The sequence below is a fragment of the Actinokineospora auranticolor genome, assembly GCF_002934265.1.
GTDB lineage: Bacteria > Actinomycetota > Actinomycetes > Mycobacteriales > Pseudonocardiaceae > Actinokineospora > Actinokineospora auranticolor.
In genome coordinates this window covers 261,906-282,981 of record NZ_PTIX01000008.1, presented here as the reverse complement: position 1 = coordinate 282,981, position 21,076 = coordinate 261,906, and the positions used below count along the sequence as shown (strand labels likewise).

Annotated in this window: 17 protein-coding genes and 1 tRNA gene; 3 read left to right on the top strand and 15 right to left on the bottom strand. The window is 72.8% G+C overall.

Annotated elements, in window-relative coordinates; all coding sequences use genetic code 11:
* The first annotated feature begins 81 nt into the window (after window positions 1–81).
* Window positions 82–3,246, top strand: coding sequence for a S8 family serine peptidase (locus tag CLV40_RS17235; protein ID WP_104479942.1), 3,165 nt, complete (start codon window positions 82–84; stop codon window positions 3,244–3,246).
* A gap of 5 nt (window positions 3,247–3,251) precedes the next feature.
* On the opposite strand, the gene CLV40_RS17230 is transcribed toward CLV40_RS17235, so the two are convergent.
* From CLV40_RS17230 to CLV40_RS17200, 8 genes are all read right to left on the bottom strand, one after another.
* Window positions 3,252–3,803, bottom strand: a complete 552-nt coding sequence (locus tag CLV40_RS17230) for a hypothetical protein (protein WP_104479941.1) — start codon at window positions 3,801–3,803, stop codon at window positions 3,252–3,254.
* An 18-nt stretch (window positions 3,804–3,821) separates the two neighbouring features.
* Window positions 3,822–3,965, bottom strand: coding sequence for a hypothetical protein (locus CLV40_RS38075; RefSeq protein WP_181043560.1), 144 nt, complete (start codon window positions 3,963–3,965; stop codon window positions 3,822–3,824).
* A complete protein-coding gene (locus tag CLV40_RS17225) occupies window positions 3,965–4,507 on the bottom strand; it encodes a hypothetical protein (protein ID WP_104479940.1) in 543 nt (180 codons plus the stop codon). The genes CLV40_RS38075 and CLV40_RS17225 overlap by 1 nt, the downstream gene beginning before the upstream one ends.
* Window positions 4,479–4,949: a hypothetical protein gene (locus CLV40_RS17220; RefSeq protein WP_104480011.1), complete on the bottom strand. Its 471-nt coding sequence runs from the start codon at window positions 4,947–4,949 to the stop codon at window positions 4,479–4,481. The genes CLV40_RS17225 and CLV40_RS17220 overlap by 29 nt, the downstream gene beginning before the upstream one ends.
* Complete coding sequence (locus CLV40_RS17215; protein ID WP_245931342.1) at window positions 4,946–5,653, bottom strand: hypothetical protein; 708 nt, start codon at window positions 5,651–5,653, stop codon at window positions 4,946–4,948. The genes CLV40_RS17220 and CLV40_RS17215 overlap by 4 nt, the downstream gene beginning before the upstream one ends.
* 103 nt (window positions 5,654–5,756) lie before the next feature.
* A complete protein-coding gene (locus CLV40_RS17210; RefSeq protein WP_104479939.1) occupies window positions 5,757–7,337 on the bottom strand; it encodes a selenocysteine-specific translation elongation factor in 1,581 nt (526 codons plus the stop codon).
* Window positions 7,328–8,626, bottom strand: a complete 1,299-nt coding sequence (selA, locus tag CLV40_RS17205; RefSeq protein WP_104479938.1) for an L-seryl-tRNA(Sec) selenium transferase — start codon at window positions 8,624–8,626, stop codon at window positions 7,328–7,330. The genes CLV40_RS17210 and selA overlap by 10 nt, the downstream gene beginning before the upstream one ends.
* Before the next feature lie 15 nt (window positions 8,627–8,641).
* Window positions 8,642–8,736 (bottom strand) — tRNA-Sec (locus tag CLV40_RS17200).
* 34 nt (window positions 8,737–8,770) lie between these two features.
* On the opposite strand from CLV40_RS17200, the gene selD reads away from it, so the two are divergent.
* The gene (gene selD, locus CLV40_RS17195; protein ID WP_104479937.1) at window positions 8,771–9,754 is read left to right on the top strand and encodes a selenide, water dikinase SelD; all 984 of its coding nucleotides are present in this window, start codon (window positions 8,771–8,773) and stop codon (window positions 9,752–9,754) included.
* Between the two features lie 94 nt (window positions 9,755–9,848).
* Complete coding sequence (locus tag CLV40_RS17190) at window positions 9,849–10,559, top strand: hypothetical protein (protein WP_104479936.1); 711 nt, start codon at window positions 9,849–9,851, stop codon at window positions 10,557–10,559.
* Between the two features lie 62 nt (window positions 10,560–10,621).
* Here the strand turns inward: CLV40_RS17190 and CLV40_RS17185 are convergent, their stop codons facing one another.
* The 7 genes from CLV40_RS17185 to CLV40_RS17155 form a co-directional block, all read right to left on the bottom strand.
* Window positions 10,622–11,527 (bottom strand): hypothetical protein, encoded by a 906-nt coding sequence (locus CLV40_RS17185; protein ID WP_146108075.1) that lies wholly within the window; start codon window positions 11,525–11,527, stop codon window positions 10,622–10,624.
* A 168-nt stretch (window positions 11,528–11,695) separates the two neighbouring features.
* Entirely contained in the window at window positions 11,696–11,965 is a 270-nt protein-coding gene (locus CLV40_RS17180; RefSeq protein WP_104479934.1) for a hypothetical protein, read from the bottom strand.
* Window positions 11,966–12,034: 69 nt separating this feature from the next.
* Complete coding sequence (locus tag CLV40_RS17175) at window positions 12,035–16,222, bottom strand: DUF7507 domain-containing protein (RefSeq protein ID WP_104479933.1); 4,188 nt, start codon at window positions 16,220–16,222, stop codon at window positions 12,035–12,037.
* A gap of 313 nt (window positions 16,223–16,535) precedes the next feature.
* Window positions 16,536–16,967 (bottom strand): protein-tyrosine phosphatase family protein, encoded by a 432-nt coding sequence (locus tag CLV40_RS17170; RefSeq protein WP_104479932.1) that lies wholly within the window; start codon window positions 16,965–16,967, stop codon window positions 16,536–16,538.
* Window positions 16,968–16,969: 2 nt separating this feature from the next.
* On the bottom strand, window positions 16,970–18,685 hold the full coding sequence (locus tag CLV40_RS17165) for a DUF6461 domain-containing protein (RefSeq protein WP_104479931.1): 1,716 nt from the start codon (window positions 18,683–18,685) through the stop codon (window positions 16,970–16,972).
* A gap of 61 nt (window positions 18,686–18,746) precedes the next feature.
* Window positions 18,747–20,033: an O-acetylhomoserine aminocarboxypropyltransferase/cysteine synthase family protein gene (locus CLV40_RS17160; RefSeq protein WP_104479930.1), complete on the bottom strand. Its 1,287-nt coding sequence runs from the start codon at window positions 20,031–20,033 to the stop codon at window positions 18,747–18,749.
* Complete coding sequence (locus tag CLV40_RS17155; protein ID WP_104479929.1) at window positions 20,030–21,043, bottom strand: isopenicillin N synthase family dioxygenase; 1,014 nt, start codon at window positions 21,041–21,043, stop codon at window positions 20,030–20,032. The genes CLV40_RS17160 and CLV40_RS17155 overlap by 4 nt, the downstream gene beginning before the upstream one ends.
* Window positions 21,044–21,076 lie beyond the last annotated feature (33 nt).

Below are 21,076 nucleotides of genomic sequence, written 5' to 3'. Positions count from 1 at the left end.
CTCCCCGCCATCCGGGTTACGGGCGGCGCGGGCCGCTGGTACTGCTGAACATCTCGGACGACGGGGGATGGGAGATCTCACATGGCTTGGCGAAGGCGGATCACGGCGGCGGTGGCCGTGGTGTCCATAGCGGGAGTGTGCCCGGTGGGCGCGGCTACGGCGAACGCCGCAACCCCGGCGACCAACGGGACGAAGGCGGTCGCCGGGGTGGTCACGCTGGTCACCGGTGACCGCGTGCGGCTGGTGACCGGCCCGGGTGGGCGGACGGCGGTGGAGGTCGAACCCGTCGTGGGACGGGAACACATGGGGTTCCTGCGGGACGGCGACCTGCTCATCCCGGCCGACGCGCAGCCGCTGATCGACGCGGGCCGGTTGGACCCCCGGCTGTTCGATCTACGCCGGTTGCCCCACGACTCCCCGCCCCCGCTGATCGTCACCGACAACACCGAGCGCGCACCGGTTCCCGCCACCGCGGTCCGGGCGCTGCCCAGCGTCGACGGTGCCGCGCTGCGGCCGGAAACCGGCTTCTGGCGCTGGTTCACCGCGTCCCGGGCGTCCGTGTGGCTGGACGGCACCGCCCGCCCGACCCTCGACGTGAGCGTCCCGCAGATCGGCGCGCCGACCGCGTGGCGGGCCGGGTTCACCGGCGCGGGCGTCACCGTCGGCATCCTCGACAGCGGTGTCGACGGCGCCCACCCGGACCTGGCGGGCAAGGTCGTCGAGCAGGCCGACTTCACCGGAACCGGGTTGGCGGACCAGCTCGGCCACGGCACGCACGTGGCGGGCATCATCGCCGGCACGGGCGCCGCGTCCCAGGGCAAGTACAAGGGTGTCGCGCCGGACGCGAAACTGTTCAGCGGCAAGGTGTGCGCCGAGCAGGGCTGCCCCGAGTCGGCGGTCATCGCCGGTATGGAGTGGATCGCGCCCAAGGCCCGGATCGTCAACATGAGCCTCGGCAGCGGGTACAGCGACGGCACCGACCCGGTGTCGCGCGCCCTCAACGACCTCTCCGCGCGCTACGGCACCCTGTTCGTCGTCGCCGCGGGCAACGACCGGGCGCTCGACCTCCCGGACCCGCTGGCGTCCGTGACCTCCCCCGCCGCCGCGGACCGGGCGCTGGCCGTGGGCAGCGTGACCAAACAGGACACCACCAGCCCGTTCTCGCCGCGCCAGCCCCGGCTCCGGGACTACGCGGTGAAACCGGACGTCGCCGCGCCCGGCAGCGACATCGTCTCCGCGCGCGTCACGGGCACCCCGGCGGGCGACAAGGCGCCGGTCGACGACCACTACGCGGCGCTGTCCGGCACGTCGATGGCCGCACCGCACGTCTCCGGCACGGCCGCCCTGCTCGCCCAGCGCCGCCCCGGCCTGGCGCCGGACCTGGCCAAGGCCACCATCGTCGGCACCGCGAAGCCCACGGCGGACGTGTTCGAGCAGGGCGCGGGTCGGGTCGACGCGGCCCGCGCCGTCGCCCAGGACGTGACCGCGCTGGACAACGGGCTGGCGTTCGGGTTCCTGCCGTGGCCGCACAACACGCGCCTCGGCAAACCCCTGACCTACCGCAACGACGGCGACCGCCCGGTGACGCTGAACCTCGCCTCGGACTCGCCGGTCTTCACCACCTCCGCGCGCCAGGTCGTCGTGCCCGCGCACGGCACCGCGCAGGTCACGGTGGAGGCCAACACGGCGGGCCTGTCGGGCAGGCGCGGCGGCCGGATCACCGCGACCGCCGACGGCGTCGTGGTCCAGACCGCCGTGACCGCGGTGCTCGACACCGAGAACTACGCCTTGGAGGTCCGGCTGCGCGGCCGGACCGGCACGAGCGCGTCCACTGTGGTCAAGGCGGTGAACGTCGACACCGGGGCCGCGCTGCCGGTCCGGCTCACCAACGGCGTCGGCATCGCCCGCCTGCCCAAGGGCCGCTACGACGTCAACGCCCTGGAGCTCTCGGACCAGAACGACGTCACCCTGCTGTCGCAGAGCGGTGTCGTGGTCGACCGCAACACCTCGGTCTCCCTCGACGCCACCAAGGGCCAACCCGTCTCCACCACGGTCGACGGCGCCCAGCCGACCTTCGTCACCGGTGAACTCACGCTGGTCTCCGGCACCCCGGACCGCACCAGCGCCCTCAGCTGGTACTCCAGGGCCGGGCAACGGCTCTACACCGTGCCGACGAAGAAGGTCACCGACCACACCTACCTCACGACGTACCGCACGACCGTCACGACCGACGAGGCCATCTACAACCTCGCGTTCCTGGTCAACGGAGCCATCCCCGACGGCAAGTTCACCGTGCGCAAGCGCGACCTCGCCCGCGTCGACGCCCGCTACTACCTCCAGGGGACGGCGACCCAGGGCCAACGCGCCGACTACGCCAACATCGACGCGCCCAGCGCGAACTCCGCCATCTACGACCCCCACCCGGTCGCGCTGCCCGGCACGCGCGTGGAGTACTTCACCGCGTCGCCGTCGGTCCGGTGGCTGCACGTGGGTGTGCTGTTCCCGCCGGACGTCTCCGACGCCGAGAACACGGTGTCCTACCGGGTGTACACCCCGGGCCGCTACACCTCGCACTGGCACCGGGCGCCGCTCGGCCCGGCGTTCGGCGCCGCCGACCTCGGGTTCGGCGTGGTGCGCGGCGACGGCGCGCTCTCGGTCGCCCTCGCCCCGCTCTCCAGCGGCGACCCGGACCAGTTCACCATCCCGGCCGCCGCGGTCACCGGCACCACCGAACTCAGCCGCGACGGAACCGTGCTCGGCACCAGCGACCTGCCCGGCTTCGGCGCGTTCCCGATCCCGGACTCACCCGGCACCTACACCCTGCACACCACCGCCAAGCGGTCCGTGCCGTGGTCGGTGATCGGTACCGCAGCCGACTACACGTGGACCTTCCACGAGGCGGGTGCCGCCACGCCCACGCCCGCACCGCTGCTGGTGGTGCGGGTCAGCGCGGAGGTCGACGACCAGGGGCGCGCACCGGCGGGCCGCCTGTACGGGTTCCGGCTCGACGCGCAGCACCAGCCCGGTTCCCCGGTGTCGAAGCTGACGGGTCTGCGCACCGAGTTCTCCGGTGACGACGGCAAGACCTGGCAACCCGCGCTCACCATCCACAGTGGAGACGGCGTCGGCGCGGCGCTCCTGCGCAACCCGAACACCCCCGGGTTCGTGTCGCTGCGCATCACCGCGAAGGACGCGGACGGCAACTCCGTGACCCAGACGGTGATCCGCGCGTACCAGACGGTGTAGGACGGCTAGCTGGGAGCTGTCACCCAGGCGGCTCCCAGCAACGCCACCACGAACCCGGTCCCCAGCAGGGCGGCCAACCGGTTGGCGTAGCGGGTCCACTGCTCGTCCCAGTCACCCGGGTAGTTCAGGTTCGCCGTCGTCATCAACGCGCGGCCCAGCCCGAAGCCCACACCGACCCACAGCGCGCCCGACAGCGGCGCGGTCAGCAGAACCGCCAGCCCGGCCACGTACGGCAGGCCGCTGGGCAGGTAGGTCCGCGCGCCGGTGCCCATCTCGATCCCGAACTGGAGCGGACCGAGCAGGCGGCCGAGCCGGAACACGCTCTCCGGTACCAGCCGCCGGTTCTCGGGCAGCGTGAACCGCAGCACGCGCACGTCCCGCAGCACCACCGCGAGCAGCGCGACCCCGATCAGCACCCACCTGACCGGCTGCGGGACCGGCGCGCGCAGCAGCGACCCGACCACCAGCAGAACCACGGCGCTCAACGCGCCGCCGACGAGCAGACCGGCGCGGAACGCCAGCGCGGGAACACCTCGCCAGACCGGCGAGGCCAGCACGAAGGCCGAGTTGCGGCTTCAAGTGGAGCCGGACGTGGCGAACCCGGCGGTGGCGCCGAGGAACAGCCACGACAGGAACCCGACGCCCAGCACCGCCGACGACGCGCCACCCAGGGTGGCGGCGAGCAACGCGCTCGCGAGCGCCAGCGGGTGCCAGGGCATCAGACGCGGGACCGGCAGATCGTGAGGTAGGTGAAGCCGGACTGGTCGGCGCCCCAGTAGGTGCTGAACCCGTCGGAGCAGCGGTAGACCTTGCCGTCCGGGGTGGTCCAGCGCCAGGCGTTCTTCATCGACGTGGTGCCGCAGGTCGTCGACACCGGCATGTGGTCGACCTGCACGTCACCGACGAGTTCGGTGCCGTACTTGTGCCACCCGGCCTCGCAGAAGTCGCTGCTGCGCCACGCACCGCCGACGCACGCGGCGTAGGCGTTGACGAACTCGCCGCCGGTGTCGGGGTCTTGGTCGTAGCCGCTGGGGTAGCCGTCGCGGCAGTCCGTGCGGTCCCAGCCCTGCAACGCGTTCGGCCCGGTCTCGGCCCGCGCGCGGCGGGGCAGCGCGAGGGTGGCCGAGCCGATGGTGGCCGCGCCCAGCGCGATCGCGCGGAGGACGGTCCGGCGCCTGCGCGGCCCCTTGAAGTCCTTGAGCACCCCGGTCCGGCCGGTCCCGGACTCGTGGTCAGGAATCCGATCGAGCGTCAACGCCATCGCGTACCCCCCATTCCGCAAGGATTTCGGCAACCTGGGTCTCCCGGACGGGCAGCGCCATCCGGCTCACCCGGCCGGTGCCGTCGACCAGCATCAGCACCGGGGGCGACAGGTGCGCGACACCGCGCCAGGCCTCCCGGTCGCGGACGACCTGCAAAGCCGTGTCCCAGGCCTCGGGCGACTCGTGGGTCAGCAGCACGCCGTCGCGCAGTTCGCGGGCGACCGCGACGCACAGCGGGCACCCCGAGTCCGCGGCCAGCACGACCCGACCCGCGAACCTGGGCCCCAGCACCAGGTCCGGGCGGGTCGCGGTGTAGCCGGCGGGATCGCGGGCGACGGCGGCGCGCAGCAGGCGCACCTCGCGCAGCACCGCGCCGAGCCCGAGGAACAGCAGGACGATGGCCGCCCACGTGATCACGTGGAAGGCGGTGATCGGGCTCATGCCTTCCGCCAGGCCACATCGATGCCGTCGAGCCAGTCGAGCCGCTCCCGCTCGGCGCGGGCGGTCGAGTCGGCGAACTGGACCTCGGCGACACCGGCCGCGCACCCCAGCAGGAACCCCTGGCCCGGCTTGCCGGATCGGCCAACGGGCAGCTGCACCTTCCAGACCTCGCCGTGGCGCGTCGGCGCGCCCGCGTGGTTCGGGACGTGGTCGCGGGTCTGGCGCGGGCCGGGCACGGCCACCGAACCGAAGTCCTTGACGGCCACGACCACGGACTCGCTCATGGCGTCGAGCAGGGTCATCGACCGCGCCGCGACCCGCATGCCCGCGGGGTCGTCGGTGACGCGCAACGAGTTGAACAGGGAGAACACCCGGTCGCGGCGCGGCGCGGGCCCGGCGAAGACGGTCATCAGCTCGTGGTAGTCGCCGAGCAGCGTGGCCATCGACGACTGCCCGTCGCGCGCTTCGGCGACCACGACCTCCCGGCCGTGCACCAGGAACCGGTCGGTCGTGGTGGCGGGCGCGACGTGGGTGGCGGCGAACTCGTGGTAGCCGCGCGACCCTATCTGGAAGCCCGTGCCGTAGGAACCGCCCGCGAACCGGACGGACGCGGCCACGCTCGACACGGGTCCCACGTCCGGCATCACCAGGGACAGGCGCGAACCACTGGGGGCGACGAGGTCCAGGCGCAACGGCGTGCTCACGCGAAGTGACGCTAGAGCAACGACCAGCCGTGATCAACCGGTTCGGCCGGGATTCCGCTTCACACAACGGTTTTCCGCCGACGGACCCGACTGCGGTTCACATTCACGTCCGCGCGCGGAGCCGCCGGGTGTTGTCCGACAGCCGGGTCGTCACGCCCGCGGCATCGAGGAAGTCCAACAGCGCCAACGCGATCCGTCGATTGGTGCCGAGCGCCTGTCGGGCCTGGCTCGTGGTGAAGGGCTGCGCCAAGCCCGCCAACTCCACGGCGGCCGCTCCCGCCGCCGCGCTCGACAGCACGACGCCATCGGCCAATCGCAGCAACCGGCCCGCCCGGACGGCCGCCGCGACCTCGTCCCGACCGAGCCCGGTGACCGGTTGGAACGGTGTGACGGCTGCGAGATCGAGCGCTTTCCGCACCGATTCGGGCAATTCGACCTCGGGTCTCCCGGCGGCGGCGAGCAGCGGCGCGACGAGCCGGACATCCGGCAGCCGCAGCGCGCGGCGCAACGTCTCCAGCGGTGGACGCGGGTCCAGCGGGTGGTCCGCGCGCCACCCGGCCAGTTCGACACCGACCCGGTCGACGAGCGCACGCCAGGTGTCGGGGTCGGTGTGCCAATCGGCCGCCACCGGATCACCCGCGCGGCCCAACGCCTTCAGCTGGGCCGTGCGGTGGAAGGGCAGGCGGGCGAGGCGATCGAGGTCGACCGCGGTCGCGCCGACGATCCGACGGTTCCCCGGGTCGCGGACCAGCACCCGGTCACCCAGGCGCAGCGGCAGCGGGCGGGCCAGTACGAGCCTGCTCACACCGGTCCGGAGTGGATGGACGCGGGCCGGGACGGCGGCCGTGCCGAGGTGCGCGACGACCTGGCGGGGCAGTCCGGCCACGTCCAGGTCGACCACCCGGGTCGGCCACCAGGCGTCGCGGGTGTGCAGCGCGTCGCCGCGGCGCACGGCCGCGAGGTCCAGACCACGCAGGTTGACCGCCACCCGCGCCGCGGCCGCCACCTCGTCCCGAGGTGCGCCGAGGGCGCGCAGGCCCTTGATCCGGACGGTGTCGTCGCGCAGCACGAGTTCGTCGCCCACCCGCAGCGTCCCCGCCTGGAGGGTGCCGGTCACCACGGTTCCCGCGCCCGCCACGGTGAACGACCGGTCCACCCACAACCGGATATCCCCGTCCACAGCGGGCACCGGGAGTCCCGCCGCGAGCGCGTCCACCGCGGCCCGCACCTCGTCCAGGCCGCTGCCCGCGCCCGTCACCACCGACGGCACGGCGCCGAGCGAGGTCCGCGCGATCCGGTCCAGCGCCGTGCGGCGGATCGCGTCCGGGTCGGCGAGGTCGGCCCTCGTAACCACGAGCAGCCCGTGCCGCACGCCGAGGGCGTCCAGCGCCAGCAGGTGCTCCTCCGCCTGCGGCATCCACGGCGCGTCGGCCGCGACGACGAACAGCACCGCGGGCGCGGGGCCCACGCCCGCCAGCGTGTTCGACACGAACCGCTCGTGGCCCGGCACGTCGACGAACGCGACCTCCCCCGCGCGCGGCAGCGTGGTCCACGCGAAGCCCAGGTCGATGGTCAGGCCCCGGCGGCGCTCCTCGGCCCAGCGGTCGGGTTCCACGCCGGTCAGCCGCCGCACCAGCGTGGACTTGCCGTGGTCGACGTGGCCCGCGGTGGCGATCACGTGCACCGGAGCACGGCCTCCACCAGCGCCTCGTCGCCCGGGTGCGCGGGCACCGCGCGCAGGTCGAGCAGGCACCGCCCGCCCTCGACCCGCCCGACGACCGGTGTCCGGTCCAGGCGCAGCGCCTCGGCGTAGCGGTGCGGCAGGCTCACCGCCGCGCTGGGGAACTCCACCCCGGGCGCTCCCCCGCCGCCGATGACCGACACCGACGGCACGGCCCGCGCGTCGACCCCGCGCGCCACCAGCTGTCGTGACATCTCTTCGGCTCTGGCCCGCAGGTCCGGTTCGCGAGCCGCCACGGCCTCCGCGACGGGTGTGCGCGGGTCCAGCAGGGTCGCCTCCAGCGCGGCCAGGGTCAGCTTGTCCACCCGCAGCGCCCGCGCCGACGGGTGCCTGCGCAGCCGGGTGACCAGACCGGCGTCCCCGAGCAGCAGCCCGGCCTGCGGCCCGCCGAGGAGCTTGTCGGCGCTGGCGGTGACCAGCGCGGCGCCCGCCCGCAGCGCGGAGGCGGCGTCCGGTTCGTCGGGGAGCAGCGGGTGCGGGGTGAGCAGGCCCGAGCCGATGTCGACCACCAGCGGCACGCCCAGGTCGGTCAGCTCCGCGAGGTCGGGGGCGGAGGTGAAGCCGGTGACGCGGTAGTTGGAGGGGTGCACGCGCAGGATGAACCCGGTCCGGTCGCCCACCGCGTCGGCGAAGTCCCGCGCGGTGGTCCGATTGGTCGTGCCGACCTCGCGCAGCCGCGCGCCCGTGGACTCCAGCAGGTCGGGGATGCGGAACCCGTCGCCGATCTCGACGAGCTCGCCCCGGCTGATGACGATCTCCCGGCCCTGGGCCAGCACCAGCGCGCACAGCAGCAGCGCGGCGGCGTTGTTGTTGACCACGTGGACGTCGCCCGCGTCCGGCACGGCCCGGCGCAGCGCGTGCAGCGCCGATTCCCCGCGGGGGTGCCGTTTGCCGCTCGCGAGGTCGAACTCGACGTCGGTGTACCCGGCCGCCTGGCCCACGGCGAGGATCGCGGCGCTCGACAGCGGAGCCCGACCCAGGTTGGTGTGGACCACGACACCGGTCGCGTTGAGCACCTCGACCGGTCCGCGCGGCAGGTGCGCCAAGGCCAGCTGCACCACGAGGTCGGGGTCGCTCCACCAGGCCGGGTCGGCCGCCTCGCGGATCCGCTGCTGCGCGGCGGCGACCGCGGCCTTCACCGTGGCGCGGCCGAGCCTGCGCAGCGGGTCGACCAGACGCGGGTCGGCGAGGACGGTGTCCGTGCGGGGGATGGTGCGCCTGGGGTCGGTCACGCGGCACGCCTCTCGTGGCGGAGGCGGACGGGAATCGAACCCGCCAGCGGCGGGACCCGCCGCTCAACGGTGTTGAAGACCGCGCCGGCCACCAGGCCGGGTACGCCTCCCCGGAACACGCGGTGATCATGGCACACTGCGCCGGTGACCCAGCGGCTGACCCAGTACGCCCACGGCGGCGGCTGCGCCTGCAAACTCCCGCCCGGCGAGTTGGAGCGGGTCGTGTCCGGCCTCGCCCGGACCCCGCGCGACGCCGACCTGCTCGTCGGACTCGACACCGGCGACGACGCGGCGGTGGTGCGCATCGCGCCGGACCTCGCCCTGGTGGCCACAACGGACTTCTTCACCCCGGTCGTCGACGACCCGTACGACTGGGGCCGCATCGCCGCCGCCAACGCGCTCTCGGACGTCTACGCCATGGGCGGCACACCCGTGGTGGCGCTGAACCTGCTCGGCTGGCCGCGTGACGTGCTGCCGTTGGAACTGGTCGAGGAAGTGTTGCGCGGCGGTCTCGACGTCACCGCCGAGGCGGGCTGCCACCTGGCGGGCGGGCACAGCGTGGACGACCCGGAACCCAAGTACGGGCTCGCGGTCACCGGCACGATCGATCCCGCGCGGATCATGCGCAACAGCGGGGGCACCGCCGGGGTGCCGCTGTCGCTGACGAAACCGTTGGGGCTGGGCGTGCTGAACAACCGGCACAAGGCGACGGGCGAGGTGTTCCCGGAGGCCGTCGCGGTGATGACGACGCTGAACCGCGACGCCGCGCGGGCCGCCGTCGCCGCCGGGGTCACGTGCGCGACCGACGTCACCGGTTTCGGGCTGTTGGGCCACCTGCACAAGCTGGCCCGCGCCAGCGGCGTGACCGCCGTGGTCGACGCGGCCGCGGTGCCCTATGTGGACGGTGCGCGGGCGGCGCTGCGGGACGGCTTCATCAGCGGCGGCGCGAGGCGGAACCTCGACTGGGTAAGGACGTCGGTCGACCTCGACGCGATCAGCCCCGACGAGGCACTGCTCCTGGCCGACGCGCAGACCTCCGGCGGCCTGCTCATCGCGGGCGAGATCCCCGGCGCCGTGGTCATCGGTGAACTGGTGCCCGACACCGGGCAAACCGTTCGCGTTCGCTAATTCCGCCGTGTCGTTTCGCGCGGGGCGCACCTAGTGTCCGAACCCGGTCCGCCGCTCACCGGCGGATTCTCGGACAACCACTGGGAGAGCCGAAGTGCCCGTCGTCCCCATCCTGCCGTGCGCGTCGATCGATGACGTGCAGGCGTTCTACACCGCGCTCGGCTTCGAGCTGACCTACCGCCAACTGCGGCCGAACCCGTGCCTCGGGGTGCGCCTCGACGACATCGACATACAGTTCGCGGCCATCCCCGGTTTCCACCCGGCCGACTCCTACGGCAGCTGCATCGTCGCCGTCCCCGACACCGCCGCGCTGCACGAGCGCTTCGCCGCGGGTCTGCGCGCCACCTACGGAAAGGTGCCGCTGGCGGGCATCCCGCGCATGACCCGACCCCGACCCCGCGAGAACGGTGGTGGCGGCGCGGGCTTCACCGTGATCGACCCGGGCGGCAACTGGATCCGGATCTTCCCGACCGGGCCCACCACCGCGACCACCGCCGCCCAAGGCAAACTCGCACAGGCACTGGAGAACGCCGTCGTCCAAGCCGACAGCCGCGGCGACCTACCCCAAGCCGCCAAGATCCTCGACGGCGCCCTGGCCCGCGACCCGGACGCCCCCGTGACCGACCGGGTCGAGGCCCTCGCCTACCGCGCCGAAGTGGCCATCTCCCTGGGCGACCCGGCGAAAGCGGCCACGGTGGTCGCCGAAATCGACCGGATCCCGTTGACACCGGAGCTACGGGACCGGCTGGCCACCACCTTGACCGCGGTCGAGGACCTGCGCCGGGACAACGCGCTACCGAACTGATTGTTCGTCGGAGAAGGAATTCTGTCGCCGACAAACAATCACGCCCGACCGGCGCCCGCGACCTATCGGTTCCGATCGGTGAGCCGGTGGAACGGCACCGGCGGCGCGGGCGGCGTCCCGTAGGTCGCCTGGGAGGACACGTGGGTGACCCCCGGGACGGCCGCCCACTGCCGGGCCTCGGCGGCGTTCATGGCGATCGCGATGACCCGCCGGTGCCCGGCGTTCCCGTACGGCCTGGCCGCGAGTGCCCTGTGGTACTCGCTGGTCGGCTTGTGGTGCTCGAGGCTGATGCCGTCGACGTAGCGCTCGGCGGCCGTACCCGCGGCGTAGTCCCAGATGTTGTTGTTGACGATGATGAACCGCGGGTTGATCGCCCGGCGGCTCGCGTCGAGCCTGCGGACCAGGTCGACGTTCCCCGCCGTCCAGAGCTGCTGCTCGGACTTGGACCAGGAATCCCAGTCGGCGAGCTTCGACCACGTCCGCGCGCCCACGACGTCGAGGTAGACGCCGTCGACCTTGTCCTCGCGCATCAGGTTCTCGATGTAGGCCACGACGTGGTTGCTCCACGCCAACCCGGCCCGGATGTCGGTCATGTGCGTCTTCGGCCAGTTCACCCGTTGCCCGTAGGAGGGATAGGGCCACAGCGCCGTCTTCGACAGGTCGCCGCCGTAGAAGGCGGTGTCAGCAGCGCAAACCGGGGCATCCGGCCGCTCGGTCGGCGCCAGGTAGGCCAACACCTCGGCGCCACCCGCCCGAGCCGCGGCGAATGCCGGGTCGTATCGGTTGCACCGCCCGGTGACCACCATGCCGGTCGGCTTCCCGTAGGGCGCCACACCGGAGGCGTTGTCGTAGGCGAGTCCGAGCGGGTTCGCAGGCTCCGCCACTCGGGGCGCAGCGACCGCGACCGGCGGCAACCCACCGACCACGACCGCGAACAGGGCGAACAACGACAGGGATAACCGTCGCATCAACTTGTCTCCTCGGTAGGGATGTCCCATTTCCGCCGACACATCCGACGGCCGGAATCGGATGCGGACGCTCCACCATGCCAGGCATCGCGAACACAACGGAATACCCTCGCCGAAATTCGAGTGAAGCGAAGTGGTTCCCACCAATGGACGAGTTTGGGATCTGGTTCATTGACCGGAATGGCCCGCGATTCGCACCAGGCGATCGGTCGCGACGTCGTATCCGATCAGGGGGCGGTCGCGTGCGTTCTCCAGGGTGAGCACCACGGGCTTGCCCAGCCGGCGGCCGACCGCGCGGAGGAAGCGGCAGACGGCGTCCAGCGCGCTCTGCCCCCGCGGCTCCTCGGGCGAGACGTCGACCTCGATCTCGTCGGTGCGGAAGAAGCGGACATGCGCCGACAGCTCCGGCGCCACCCTGATCCGCAGCAGGATGCCCACACGCGAGTGGGCCTTGCGGAACGGATTCCGCAAGGCCCACTCGTCGTCCGGTCAGGACATCAGGTCACGTCAGGACTCCCGGCGCCTGCTGCGGGCGCCGAAGGCCATCAGGCCGCCGACGAGGACCAGCATGATGCTCCAGCCCAGCGTGGTCACGGGGTCGCCCGCGCCGGTGTTGGCCAGGCCCGCGCCACCGCTGGTGTCCGCCGCCATGACGGCGTCCGGGGTGTCGCCACCCTGGACGTCCGGCTGGTCGGCCGGGACGTCCGCCTCGGACGGCGGCGACTGGACCGCGTCGCCGTCACCGGTGACCCCGGTGGCGGTCGCCACGTTGTGCACGTTGCCCGCGTCGACGTCCGCCGCGGTCACCACGTACGGCGGCGCCGCGCAGGTGACCGACTCGGTGGCGGCCAGCGTGGTGGTCGGGCAGACCACCCCGTCGACCAGGACGTCGCTCACCTGGATGTTCTCCAGGTCGACCGTGCCCACGTTGGTCACCAGGAACGTGTAGTTGATGACCTCGCCCTCGTCGGCCAGGCCGTCGCCGTCCTCGTCCTGCAGCGCGGCGGTCTTCACCAGGGCCAACTGCGGTTCGTCACCGGCCTGGTTCGGGTCCTCGCCGCCGGTGACGAACTCGGTGGTCGGCACGTCGCGGGTGACCGGCGGGGTGGTGACCCGGCCGCCGGTGCCCGGGGGCTGCCCGGACCCGGTCGCGATGTTGCGGACGACGCCGAACGCGATGTCGTCGTCGTTGACCACGTACGGCTCGTCGGCCGCGCAGGTGATCGTCTCACCCGGCTCCAGCGGACCGCTCGGGCAGGTCACGGCCCCGGCCTTCGGGTCGTCGATCCGCAGGTCGGTCAGCGTCACGTTGCCCGTGTTGGTCAGCGTGAACGAGTAGGTGATCGTCTCGCCGATGCCCGCGAGCTCGTCGCCGTCCTCGTCGTTCAGCGCGGCCTTCTTGTCGATCGCCAGGCCCGGGTTGGCCACCGGCACCTCGGCGGTCGCCGGGGGCGTGCGCAGCGGCGGCCGGTTCGGCGGGGTGCCGAAGCCGGTGGCGATGTTGCGCACGATCTCGGCCAGCACGTCGGCCTGGGTGATCGCGTACGGGTCGTCGGCCGTGCAGATCGTCGACGCGCCCGGGGCCAGGGTGGCGACCGGGCAGGTCACCGCCCCCGCCTTCGGGTCGTCGACGCCGATGGCGCTGAGCGTCAGGTTGCCGGTGTTGGTCAGGGTGAACGAGTAGTTGATCAGCTCACCCAGGTTGCCCAGGTCGTTGGCGTCCTGGTCCTGCAGGTCGGCGACCTTGGTCAGGGTCAGGCCCGGCGCGGGCGCGGCGGTCGGGGTCTCCGTCGAGTCCGGCGGCGACTGCACCTCCGGCGCGTTCGGGTCGTCGCCCAGCTGACCGATGGCCACCGCGGTGTTGTCCACCGACCCGGCCAGGATGTCCGCCTCGGTGATCACGTGGGGGGTGACCGCCGCGCAGGTCGTCACGGCGAGCACCGCGAGCGTCTCGTCCTCGCACGCCACGGAGCCCGCGGTCGGGTCCTGGATGCGCACGTTGGTCAGCACCTGGTTGCCGTTGTTGACCACCAGGAACGTCCACCGGATCTGCTCCCCGAGGTCACCGAGGCCGTTGCCGTTGGTGTCCACCAGCCCGGCGATCTTGTCCAGCGCCAGCGCCGGGATCGCCACGTAGGTCGGGGTGTTGGTGCGCGACTCCGGCGAGGTCACCGGAGCGCCGCCCGGCGCGGTGCCGGTCGCGGTGGCCCGGTTGACCACCTCGGCGGCGGCCACGTCGGCCGCGGTCGTCACGTACGGCGCGGTGGACACGCAGGTGACGTTCTCCTGCGGGGCCAGCGTCGTGCGCGGGCAGTTGGTGCCCGCGAGCAGCCCGTCCTGGATGGCCAGGCCGGTCACCACGACGTTGCCGGTGTTGGTCACCGCGAAGGTGTAGTCGATCTCCTCACCCTCGTCGGCCAGCCCGTTGCCGTTGGTGTCCTCGAGCGCGTCCTCCTTGACCAGGGTCAGCACCGGGTTCGGGTCGAAGGTCGGCACGTTCGCCGTCACCGGCGCGGACTCCACGCGGGTGCCGTCGGGGGCCGTGCCGAGCGCGGTGGCCGCGGTGATGACCGCGCCCGCGTCCACGTCGGCCTGGGTGATGACGTAGAGCGCGCGCTCGCAGTCCGAACTCGCGCCGCCCGCCAGCAGCGGCACCGGGCAGCCGGTCTCCGGGATCCCGGTGATCGAGCCGCGGATGATGACGTCGGTCAGCGCCACGTTGCCGGTGTTGGTGGTCGTGGCCCGGAACCGCACGGACTCGCCGAGGTCGCCGAGGCCGTTGCCGTTGGTGTCGATCAGCTGGGCGGTGTAGGCCAGCCGGATCGACGGCGCCGCGACGAACACCGGGGTGCTGGTCACGACCGGCGGGGAGAGCACGACCACGCCACCGGCGCCGGTGCCCCGCGCGCGGGCGGTGCGGCTGACCGCGCCCGCCGCGCCGTCCTGGGCGGTGACGACGTACGGGAACGCCTGCACGCACTCGTGGGACTCACCGGGCGCCAGGCTCAGGTTCGCCGGGCAGCCCGCGGGGGTCGAGGCGCCGGTGACGACCTCGACGTCCACACCGGTCAGCGCGACGTTCCCGGTGTTGGTGATGGCGGAGCTGTACCGCAGCGTCTCCCCCACCTGCACCAGGCCGTCGCCGTTGGCGTCGCCCGGGGTCACGGTCTGCACGAGCACCAGCGCCGGGCGCGGCTGGAAGGTCGGGGTCGTGCTGGTCGACACCGGCGAGGTGACCACGGTGCCGCCGGGGGCGGTGCCGGTCACGGTCGCGGTGCGGCCGACGGACCCGTTCACCGCGTCCTGCTGGGTGATGACGTAGTCCGGGACCTGCGTGCACACCACGGTGTCGTTGGGCTGCAGCGCGGTGACCACGCCCGCGCACGCGTTGCCCGGGAAGTCCGGGTCGAGGACGGTGATGTTGGTCAGCGCGACGTTGCCGTCGTTGCTCACCTCGAAGGTGAAGTGGATCTGCTCGCCGACGTCGCCGAGGCCGTTGCCGTTGGTGTCGACCAGCCGCGCCACCCGCACCAGCTGGATGCCGGGCGCCGCCGCGAAGGTCGGCACGTTCGTCGTGGACACCCCGGAGTCGACCGCGGCGCCGCTCGGCGCGGCGGCGCGGGCGGAGGTCGTGGTGACGACCTGGCCCGCGGTGACGTCCGCGGCGGTGATGACGTGGTCGGGCACGGTGCAGGTGGTGTTGCCGTTGAGCGGCACCGTGGTCGCACCGCAGCTGATCGGGGCGCCGTTGTGCGTCGCGACCAGGGAGAACAGGGTGACGTTGCCGGAGTTGCGGGCCACCACGTCGTAGGTGATGCGCTCGCCCGCGTCGCCGACGTTGTTGCCGTTGGTGTCCACGAGGTGCGAGTTCGCCTGGAGGCCCAGCCCGGGGGCCGGGGTGGCGGTGGTGGTCACCGACGTCACGGAGTCGTTGGCCGGGTTGCCGTCGGTGTCGCCCGCGGCCGGTGCCACGGTCAACGCGGTGACCAGCGGGAAGTCGAACGGCACCGGGGTGGTGCCGTTGATGGTCACCGTGGCCGAGGCGCCCGCGGCCAGTGCGCCGCCCGCGCAGGTCACGGTGTTGCCCGCGGCCGAGCAGCCCGCGCCGCCGAGGCCGGTGACGCCCACCGGGACGGCGGCGGTGAGGACGAAGCCCGCGGCGGTGCCGGGGCCGTTGTTGGTCACGGTCGCGGTCCACGTGACGGCGCTGCCCGGGTCGGCGGCCTCGGGCGCGTAGACGCTCAGCGCGAGGTCGACCGCGGCGGCCGCGGCGCGCGCCCCGGCCTCGACCTGCGGCACGGCCTCGGGCGCCTGCTCGGCGGGCGCGCCGGGCTCGGTGGACCCGGGGGTCGACTCGGCGGGCTGCTCCGAAGTGGATCCGGTGGATCCGGTGGGTGCGGTGGATCCGGTGGGTGCGGTGGACTCCGCCGGGGGCGCAGGCTCCGACGGCGTGCCCGCCGGGTCGGACTGGGCCGGGTCGACCTGGGCGGGTGGCGAGTCCGGGGTTTGGCCGGTCTGCTCGGCGGCGGGGGTCGAGGTGGGCTCCTCGATGCCGGGGTCCGCCAGGACAGGGCCGCCCGTGGTCAGCAGGGCCGCGACGACCGCGACCGCCACGCCGATCCGGGCACCGGGTCTGCGATGGGGTGGTCGTGATCGTCTGCCGTCACCGTTGGTGGGGCTCTTCCACAATCGCATTCCACACCTCGCCACCTGGTCAGGTCCACTCCAGTTTTCGGAATGGTGGATTCAGAGGCTAGGGCGGATACCCCGCGAAAGGCGCGGGCAAGAACGGTTCGCCACCCGGAAGAGTGGCATAAAACCGGGAATCGTCTGCCCCTTCGGCACGGGCACTACCCCGGTTGAGCTCGAAACGGTGACGAAAGAATCACGAGAACGTCACGAGAAGCCGAAGGTTCTTCGTAATCGAAGCCTCCCGGAAGCAACGATAGTACACCGGATCGTGGGAGCGCGATACCGTAACGCTTTCAAGATCCACACGATCACGTGGTCAGGGGATGAACCGGCCAACGAACCGGCGCTGCCACGGGGTTTCCACCGCCCGGCGCGTGTAGTGCGCCCGCACGTAGGCCACGGCCCGGTCGGCGGGCACGCCGTCGACCACGGCCAAACAGGCGAGCGCGGTCCCGGTCCGCCCGAATCCGCCGCCGCACGCGATTTCCACGCGCTGCGATTCGGCCCGGGTCAACAACTCGCGCAGCACCTCGGGAAATCCGGCGCGATCGGTGGGCAACCAGAAGTCCGGCCACCGAACCCACCGGTGCTCCCATTCGATCCCGTCCGGCGCGCGGCCCAACAGGTAGAGCCCGAATTCGGGGTGCCGCCCCTCGGGGAGCGGGTTCCGCAACCCGCGACCGCGGACCAGCCTGCCCGACGGCAACCGCAGCACCCCCGTGCCCGCGGGCGACCACGTTTCCACCATTCCTACCCCCCAATCAGGTACGCCACATCGGCGTCCACGATCCGTTCCAGGTCCTCGGGCACCAGCGAGGTCCCCAGGAACCGGTCGACGATCAGCAGGCCCTTGGCGGTCCACGCCCGCGGGCCGCCGAAGTCCAAGCCCGCCAGCGCCGCCGCGACCTCGGGTTCCCCGCCTTGGCGCAGCTCCATGACCTCGCCTTGGAGCAGCAGTTCGCCGCCGCGCGCGAGACTGACCCTGGTCAGCGCGTTCACGTTCCAGAACATGCTCGCCGCTCGCCCGGCCCGGGAGAGCTCCCGGATCACCTCGGGCCTGCTGCCCTGGAACCCGTTGTCCTCCACGACGACAACCCGGTCGTCGCGCTCGACCAAGGCGAGCCACTGGTCCGTGTAGGTCTCATACATCCGGTCGACCGTGACCGGGTCGGCCGGGTCGGCGCCGAACGCGCGGATGACCTCGTCCCGCGAGAGCCCGTCGACCACGGTCACGGTCGCGCCGACCGAGATCCGCGACTCGGACACCCAAAGGTACCCCTGCTCGGGTCGCGCCTCGGGCGCGGGCTCGGGTTCGCCGCGCAGGCGGTGACCGAGACGGTCCGCGCGGGCGTGCACGACCGGCGCGCTGAACGGTTCCGCCCACACCGACACCTCGTAGTGCTCGTTGCGGTGCTGACCGTCCGGATCGGGGTCACGGCCGGCGGCGCACACGCGCACGCGGTAGTCACCGGGCCAGGGCGGTGTCGTGGACGGCCGGTGCGGACGACCCGACCACACGTCCACGTGCCTGCCGTAATGGTCGTCGGCGAGGATCGTGGCGCCGCCTGCCCGGGCGCTCCAGCTCACGTCCACGACCTCGTCCCAGAACTCGGTGCTCACCTCCGGGGCCTCGGCGAAGACGTGGAACATGGTGGTGACGGCGCCCTCCGCCTGGCCCGTGCGGATCACCACACCGCCGTCGACGGACTCGACCAGCCCGTTCTCCGCGAAGTCACCCGCCACCAGGTCCGACCCCTCGGTCAAGGCGATGACGTGGTCCCGGACGGGAGCGCGGCCGTGCGCCGAGCCGGGCAGCAGGTAGTCCGCCCGGGTGCGTTCCAGCACGGCCCGCTCGTAGGTCGCGGGCATCGGGCGGGCGCGCAGCAGCCCGACGGCCACGCCCAGCGCGACCGCGACGATCTCCGGTGTGCCACCCCCGAGTCCGCGCAGCACCGCGCTCGACACGGCCACGGCGGCCGCGAGGTGGGCTGCGCCGTGCGCGGCGGCGACCGCGGTCTCGTCACCTACGTCACCGACCACCAGCAAGGGTGCCACGCGCCCGTGCGCCGCCACGGCGGCCGCGGTCGACTCGATCAGGTCCAGCGCGCCCGGCCACCGGCCGCCCACCATCTGGATCGCCCGGCGCGCCTCGGACTCGCCGCCCATCGACAGGGTCAGGAAACTGGTGTACGCGGGTGGCACCAAGAGCTCCGCCACACTGGCGGGGGCGTTGAGAGCCAGGTGGTCGACTGCCAGCTCCAGCGCGCCGTGCAGCCGATCGACAACGGTGGCGGGCAACTCGTGCAGTTGTGCCGTGACGGCGTGCTGGTTCGAGTCCGAGCGCCAGGAAGGGCGCTCCGCGGTTCCCGCTCGGCCGAGTTCGGCGGCGGGCTTGGTCGGTATCACGGCTATGAGCGCGGGCAGGGCGTCGGCCACCGCGGCGGCGAGTTCGTCTACATCCCCCATGTGGTCATCCTGCCGGACCCGCGCGCGGGTCCGGCAGTCGACCCCGATTGTCCTCTGTGGACTAACTCGCCGCGAGCCCCGTTGCCAGGTCCCCGATGATGTCGTCGATTCCCTCCAGGCCGATGGAGAGGCGGACCAGTCCCGGTGTCACGCCGCTGATCACCTGTTGCTCCGGGGCGAGCAGGGCGTGGGTGGTGGAGGCGGGGTGGATGACGAGGCTGCGGACGTCGCCGATGTTGGCCAAGTGGCTGAACAAGTCGAGCCGGTCGACGAAGCGGAGCCCGGCGTCCAAGCCGCCCTTGAGGTCGAACGCCACGATCGCGCCGACCCCTTGCGGGAGATAGCGTTCGGCGTTGCCGTGCCAGGGACTCGTTGCCAGAGCGGCGTAGTGGACCTCCGACACCGCCGGGTGCTCGGCGAGCCACCGGGCGGCGGTCACCGCGTTGGCGGTGTGGCGGTCGAGGCGCAGGGACAGGGTCTCGATCCCGTTGAGGAGCAGGAAACTGCCCATGGGTGAGACCGCGGGTCCGAGGTCGCGCAGCAGCCTGGTGCGCAACCGCATGGCGTAGGCGAAGTCCGGGAACTCCTCGGCGAAGACGACGCCGTGGTAGGCGGGATCCGGACCGGTGAGACCGGGCCAGCGGGCGGGTTCGGCGGTGAAGTCGAAACGGCCGCCGTCGACCACGACGCCGCCGATGGCGGTGCCGTGTCCGGAGAGGAACTTGGTGGTGGAGTGCACGACGACGTCCGCGCCGTGTTCGAGCGGGCGGCACAGGTACGGCGTGGGCACGGTGTTGTCGACCACCAGCGGCACCCCGGCCCCGTGCGCGACCTCCGCGACGGCGGCGATGTCGAGGACGTTGCCGCGCGGGTTGCCGACGGTTTCCGCGTAGAGCGCCTTGGTCTCGGGGCGGAGGGCGGCGCGCCACTCGTCGAGGTCATCGGGGTCGCGGACGAAGGTCACGGCGACGCCGAAGTCGGCGAAGGTGTGCTCCAACAGGCCATGGCTGCCGCCGTAGAGGGACGCGGCGGACACGACGTGGTCGCCCGCGCGCGCGAGGTTGAACAGCGCCAACGCCGTCGCGGCCTGCCCGCTGGCCACGGCGACCGCCGCGACCCCGCCCTCGAGGTCGGCGACGCGCTCCTCCACCACGGCCGTGGTGGGGTTGGCGAGGCGGGTGTAGGCGTAGGACTCCAGGTCCCGCAACGCGAACACCTCGGCCGCGTGGCGCGCGTCGGTGAAGGTGAAGGACGTGGTCTGGTGGATGGGCGTGGCGCGCGCCCCGGTCGTCGGGTCGGGCCGCGCCCCGGCGTGCACCTGCCTGGTGGTGAAACCCCACTCGCTCACGCGCGCTCCGCCTGCACGTCGGCCCACCAGCGCTGGGCCACCTTCGGGTGCGACCGCAGCCAGCCGACCAGCGCGTTCTCCCCGAACGCCGCCAGCAGCGGGTTGTCGGCGTCCTGGCTGACCCCGCGCGCCTGCCCGGCGAGGTCCGCCGGGAGCTCGATGGCCTCGACGACCGCGTCCAGCCGGGGGCTGAGGAAGTACGGGATCGAGTACCGGTCCACGCCGACGGCCGGGCTCACCACCCGGTGCCGGGTCGCCACCAGGTAGCCCCGGGTCGCGATCTCCAGCATCTCGCCGATGTTGACCACGAACGTGCCGGGGACGGGGGTGGCGTCGATCCAGCCGCCGTCGGAGTCCTGGACCTGGAGTCCACCTATGTCGTCCTGCTGGAGCAGCGCCAGGTACCCGTAGTCCTTGTGCGCGCCGACCCCCTGGTCGACCTCCGGCGCCGCCCGCCCCGGGTACCGCACGACCTTGGTGTGCGAGGCGGCCTCCTCGTCGAACCACCGGTCGAAGTACGCCTCGTCCTGCCCCAGCACCAGGGCCAGCGCCCGCAGCAGCTCCCGGCTGATCCGCAGCGCCTCCGCCTGCCAGCGGAGCACGGTCTCCCGCAGCTCGGGCAGCGCGGCGGGCCACTGGTTGGGCCCGACCAGCCGCTGCCACACCGGGTCGGACGGCCCGAGTTCGAGCGCCGCCCGCTCGGGCCCGATGTCGAGCTGCTCCCGCCAGTCCGCCACCCCGTTCGTCAACTCCTGCCCGGTCCGCGTGTACCCCCGGAACTGCGGCGAGTTGACGTTCTCGATGGCCAACCGGTCCTCGACCGGCAACGCGAAGAACGCCCGCGCGACGGCGAAGACCCCGTCCACCACCTCATCGGGCATCCCGTGCCCGGTGACGTAGAAGAACCCGACGTGGTGCGCCGCGTGCCGGAGTTCGTCGAGGAACGCCGCGCGGTCCTCGGGGGCGGCGCGGAAGCGGGAGAGGTCCAGGACCGGGAGCGCGGGGGTCACGTCAGCAGCCTAGGGCGGTCGGTCGTCGTTCCC

Bases quoted from the DNA above. Each gene is read 5' to 3' on its own strand.
- CLV40_RS38075 (WP_181043560.1), bottom strand. From the start codon at position 3,965: ATGCCCTGGCACCCGCTGGCGCTCGCGAGCGCGTTGCTCGCCGCCACC.
- CLV40_RS17175 (WP_104479933.1), bottom strand. From the start codon at position 16,222: ATGCGATTGTGGAAGAGCCCCACCAACGGTGACGGCAGACGATCACGA.
- CLV40_RS17170 (WP_104479932.1), bottom strand. From the start codon at position 16,967: ATGGTGGAAACGTGGTCGCCCGCGGGCACGGGGGTGCTGCGGTTGCCG.
- CLV40_RS17225 (WP_104479940.1), bottom strand. From the start codon at position 4,507: ATGGCGTTGACGCTCGATCGGATTCCTGACCACGAGTCCGGGACCGGC.
- CLV40_RS17165 (WP_104479931.1), bottom strand. From the start codon at position 18,685: ATGGGGGATGTAGACGAACTCGCCGCCGCGGTGGCCGACGCCCTGCCC.
- CLV40_RS17235 (WP_104479942.1), top strand. From the start codon at position 82: ATGGCTTGGCGAAGGCGGATCACGGCGGCGGTGGCCGTGGTGTCCATA.
- CLV40_RS17220 (WP_104480011.1), bottom strand. From the start codon at position 4,949: ATGAGCCCGATCACCGCCTTCCACGTGATCACGTGGGCGGCCATCGTC.
- CLV40_RS17185 (WP_146108075.1), bottom strand. From the start codon at position 11,527: ATGCGACGGTTATCCCTGTCGTTGTTCGCCCTGTTCGCGGTCGTGGTC.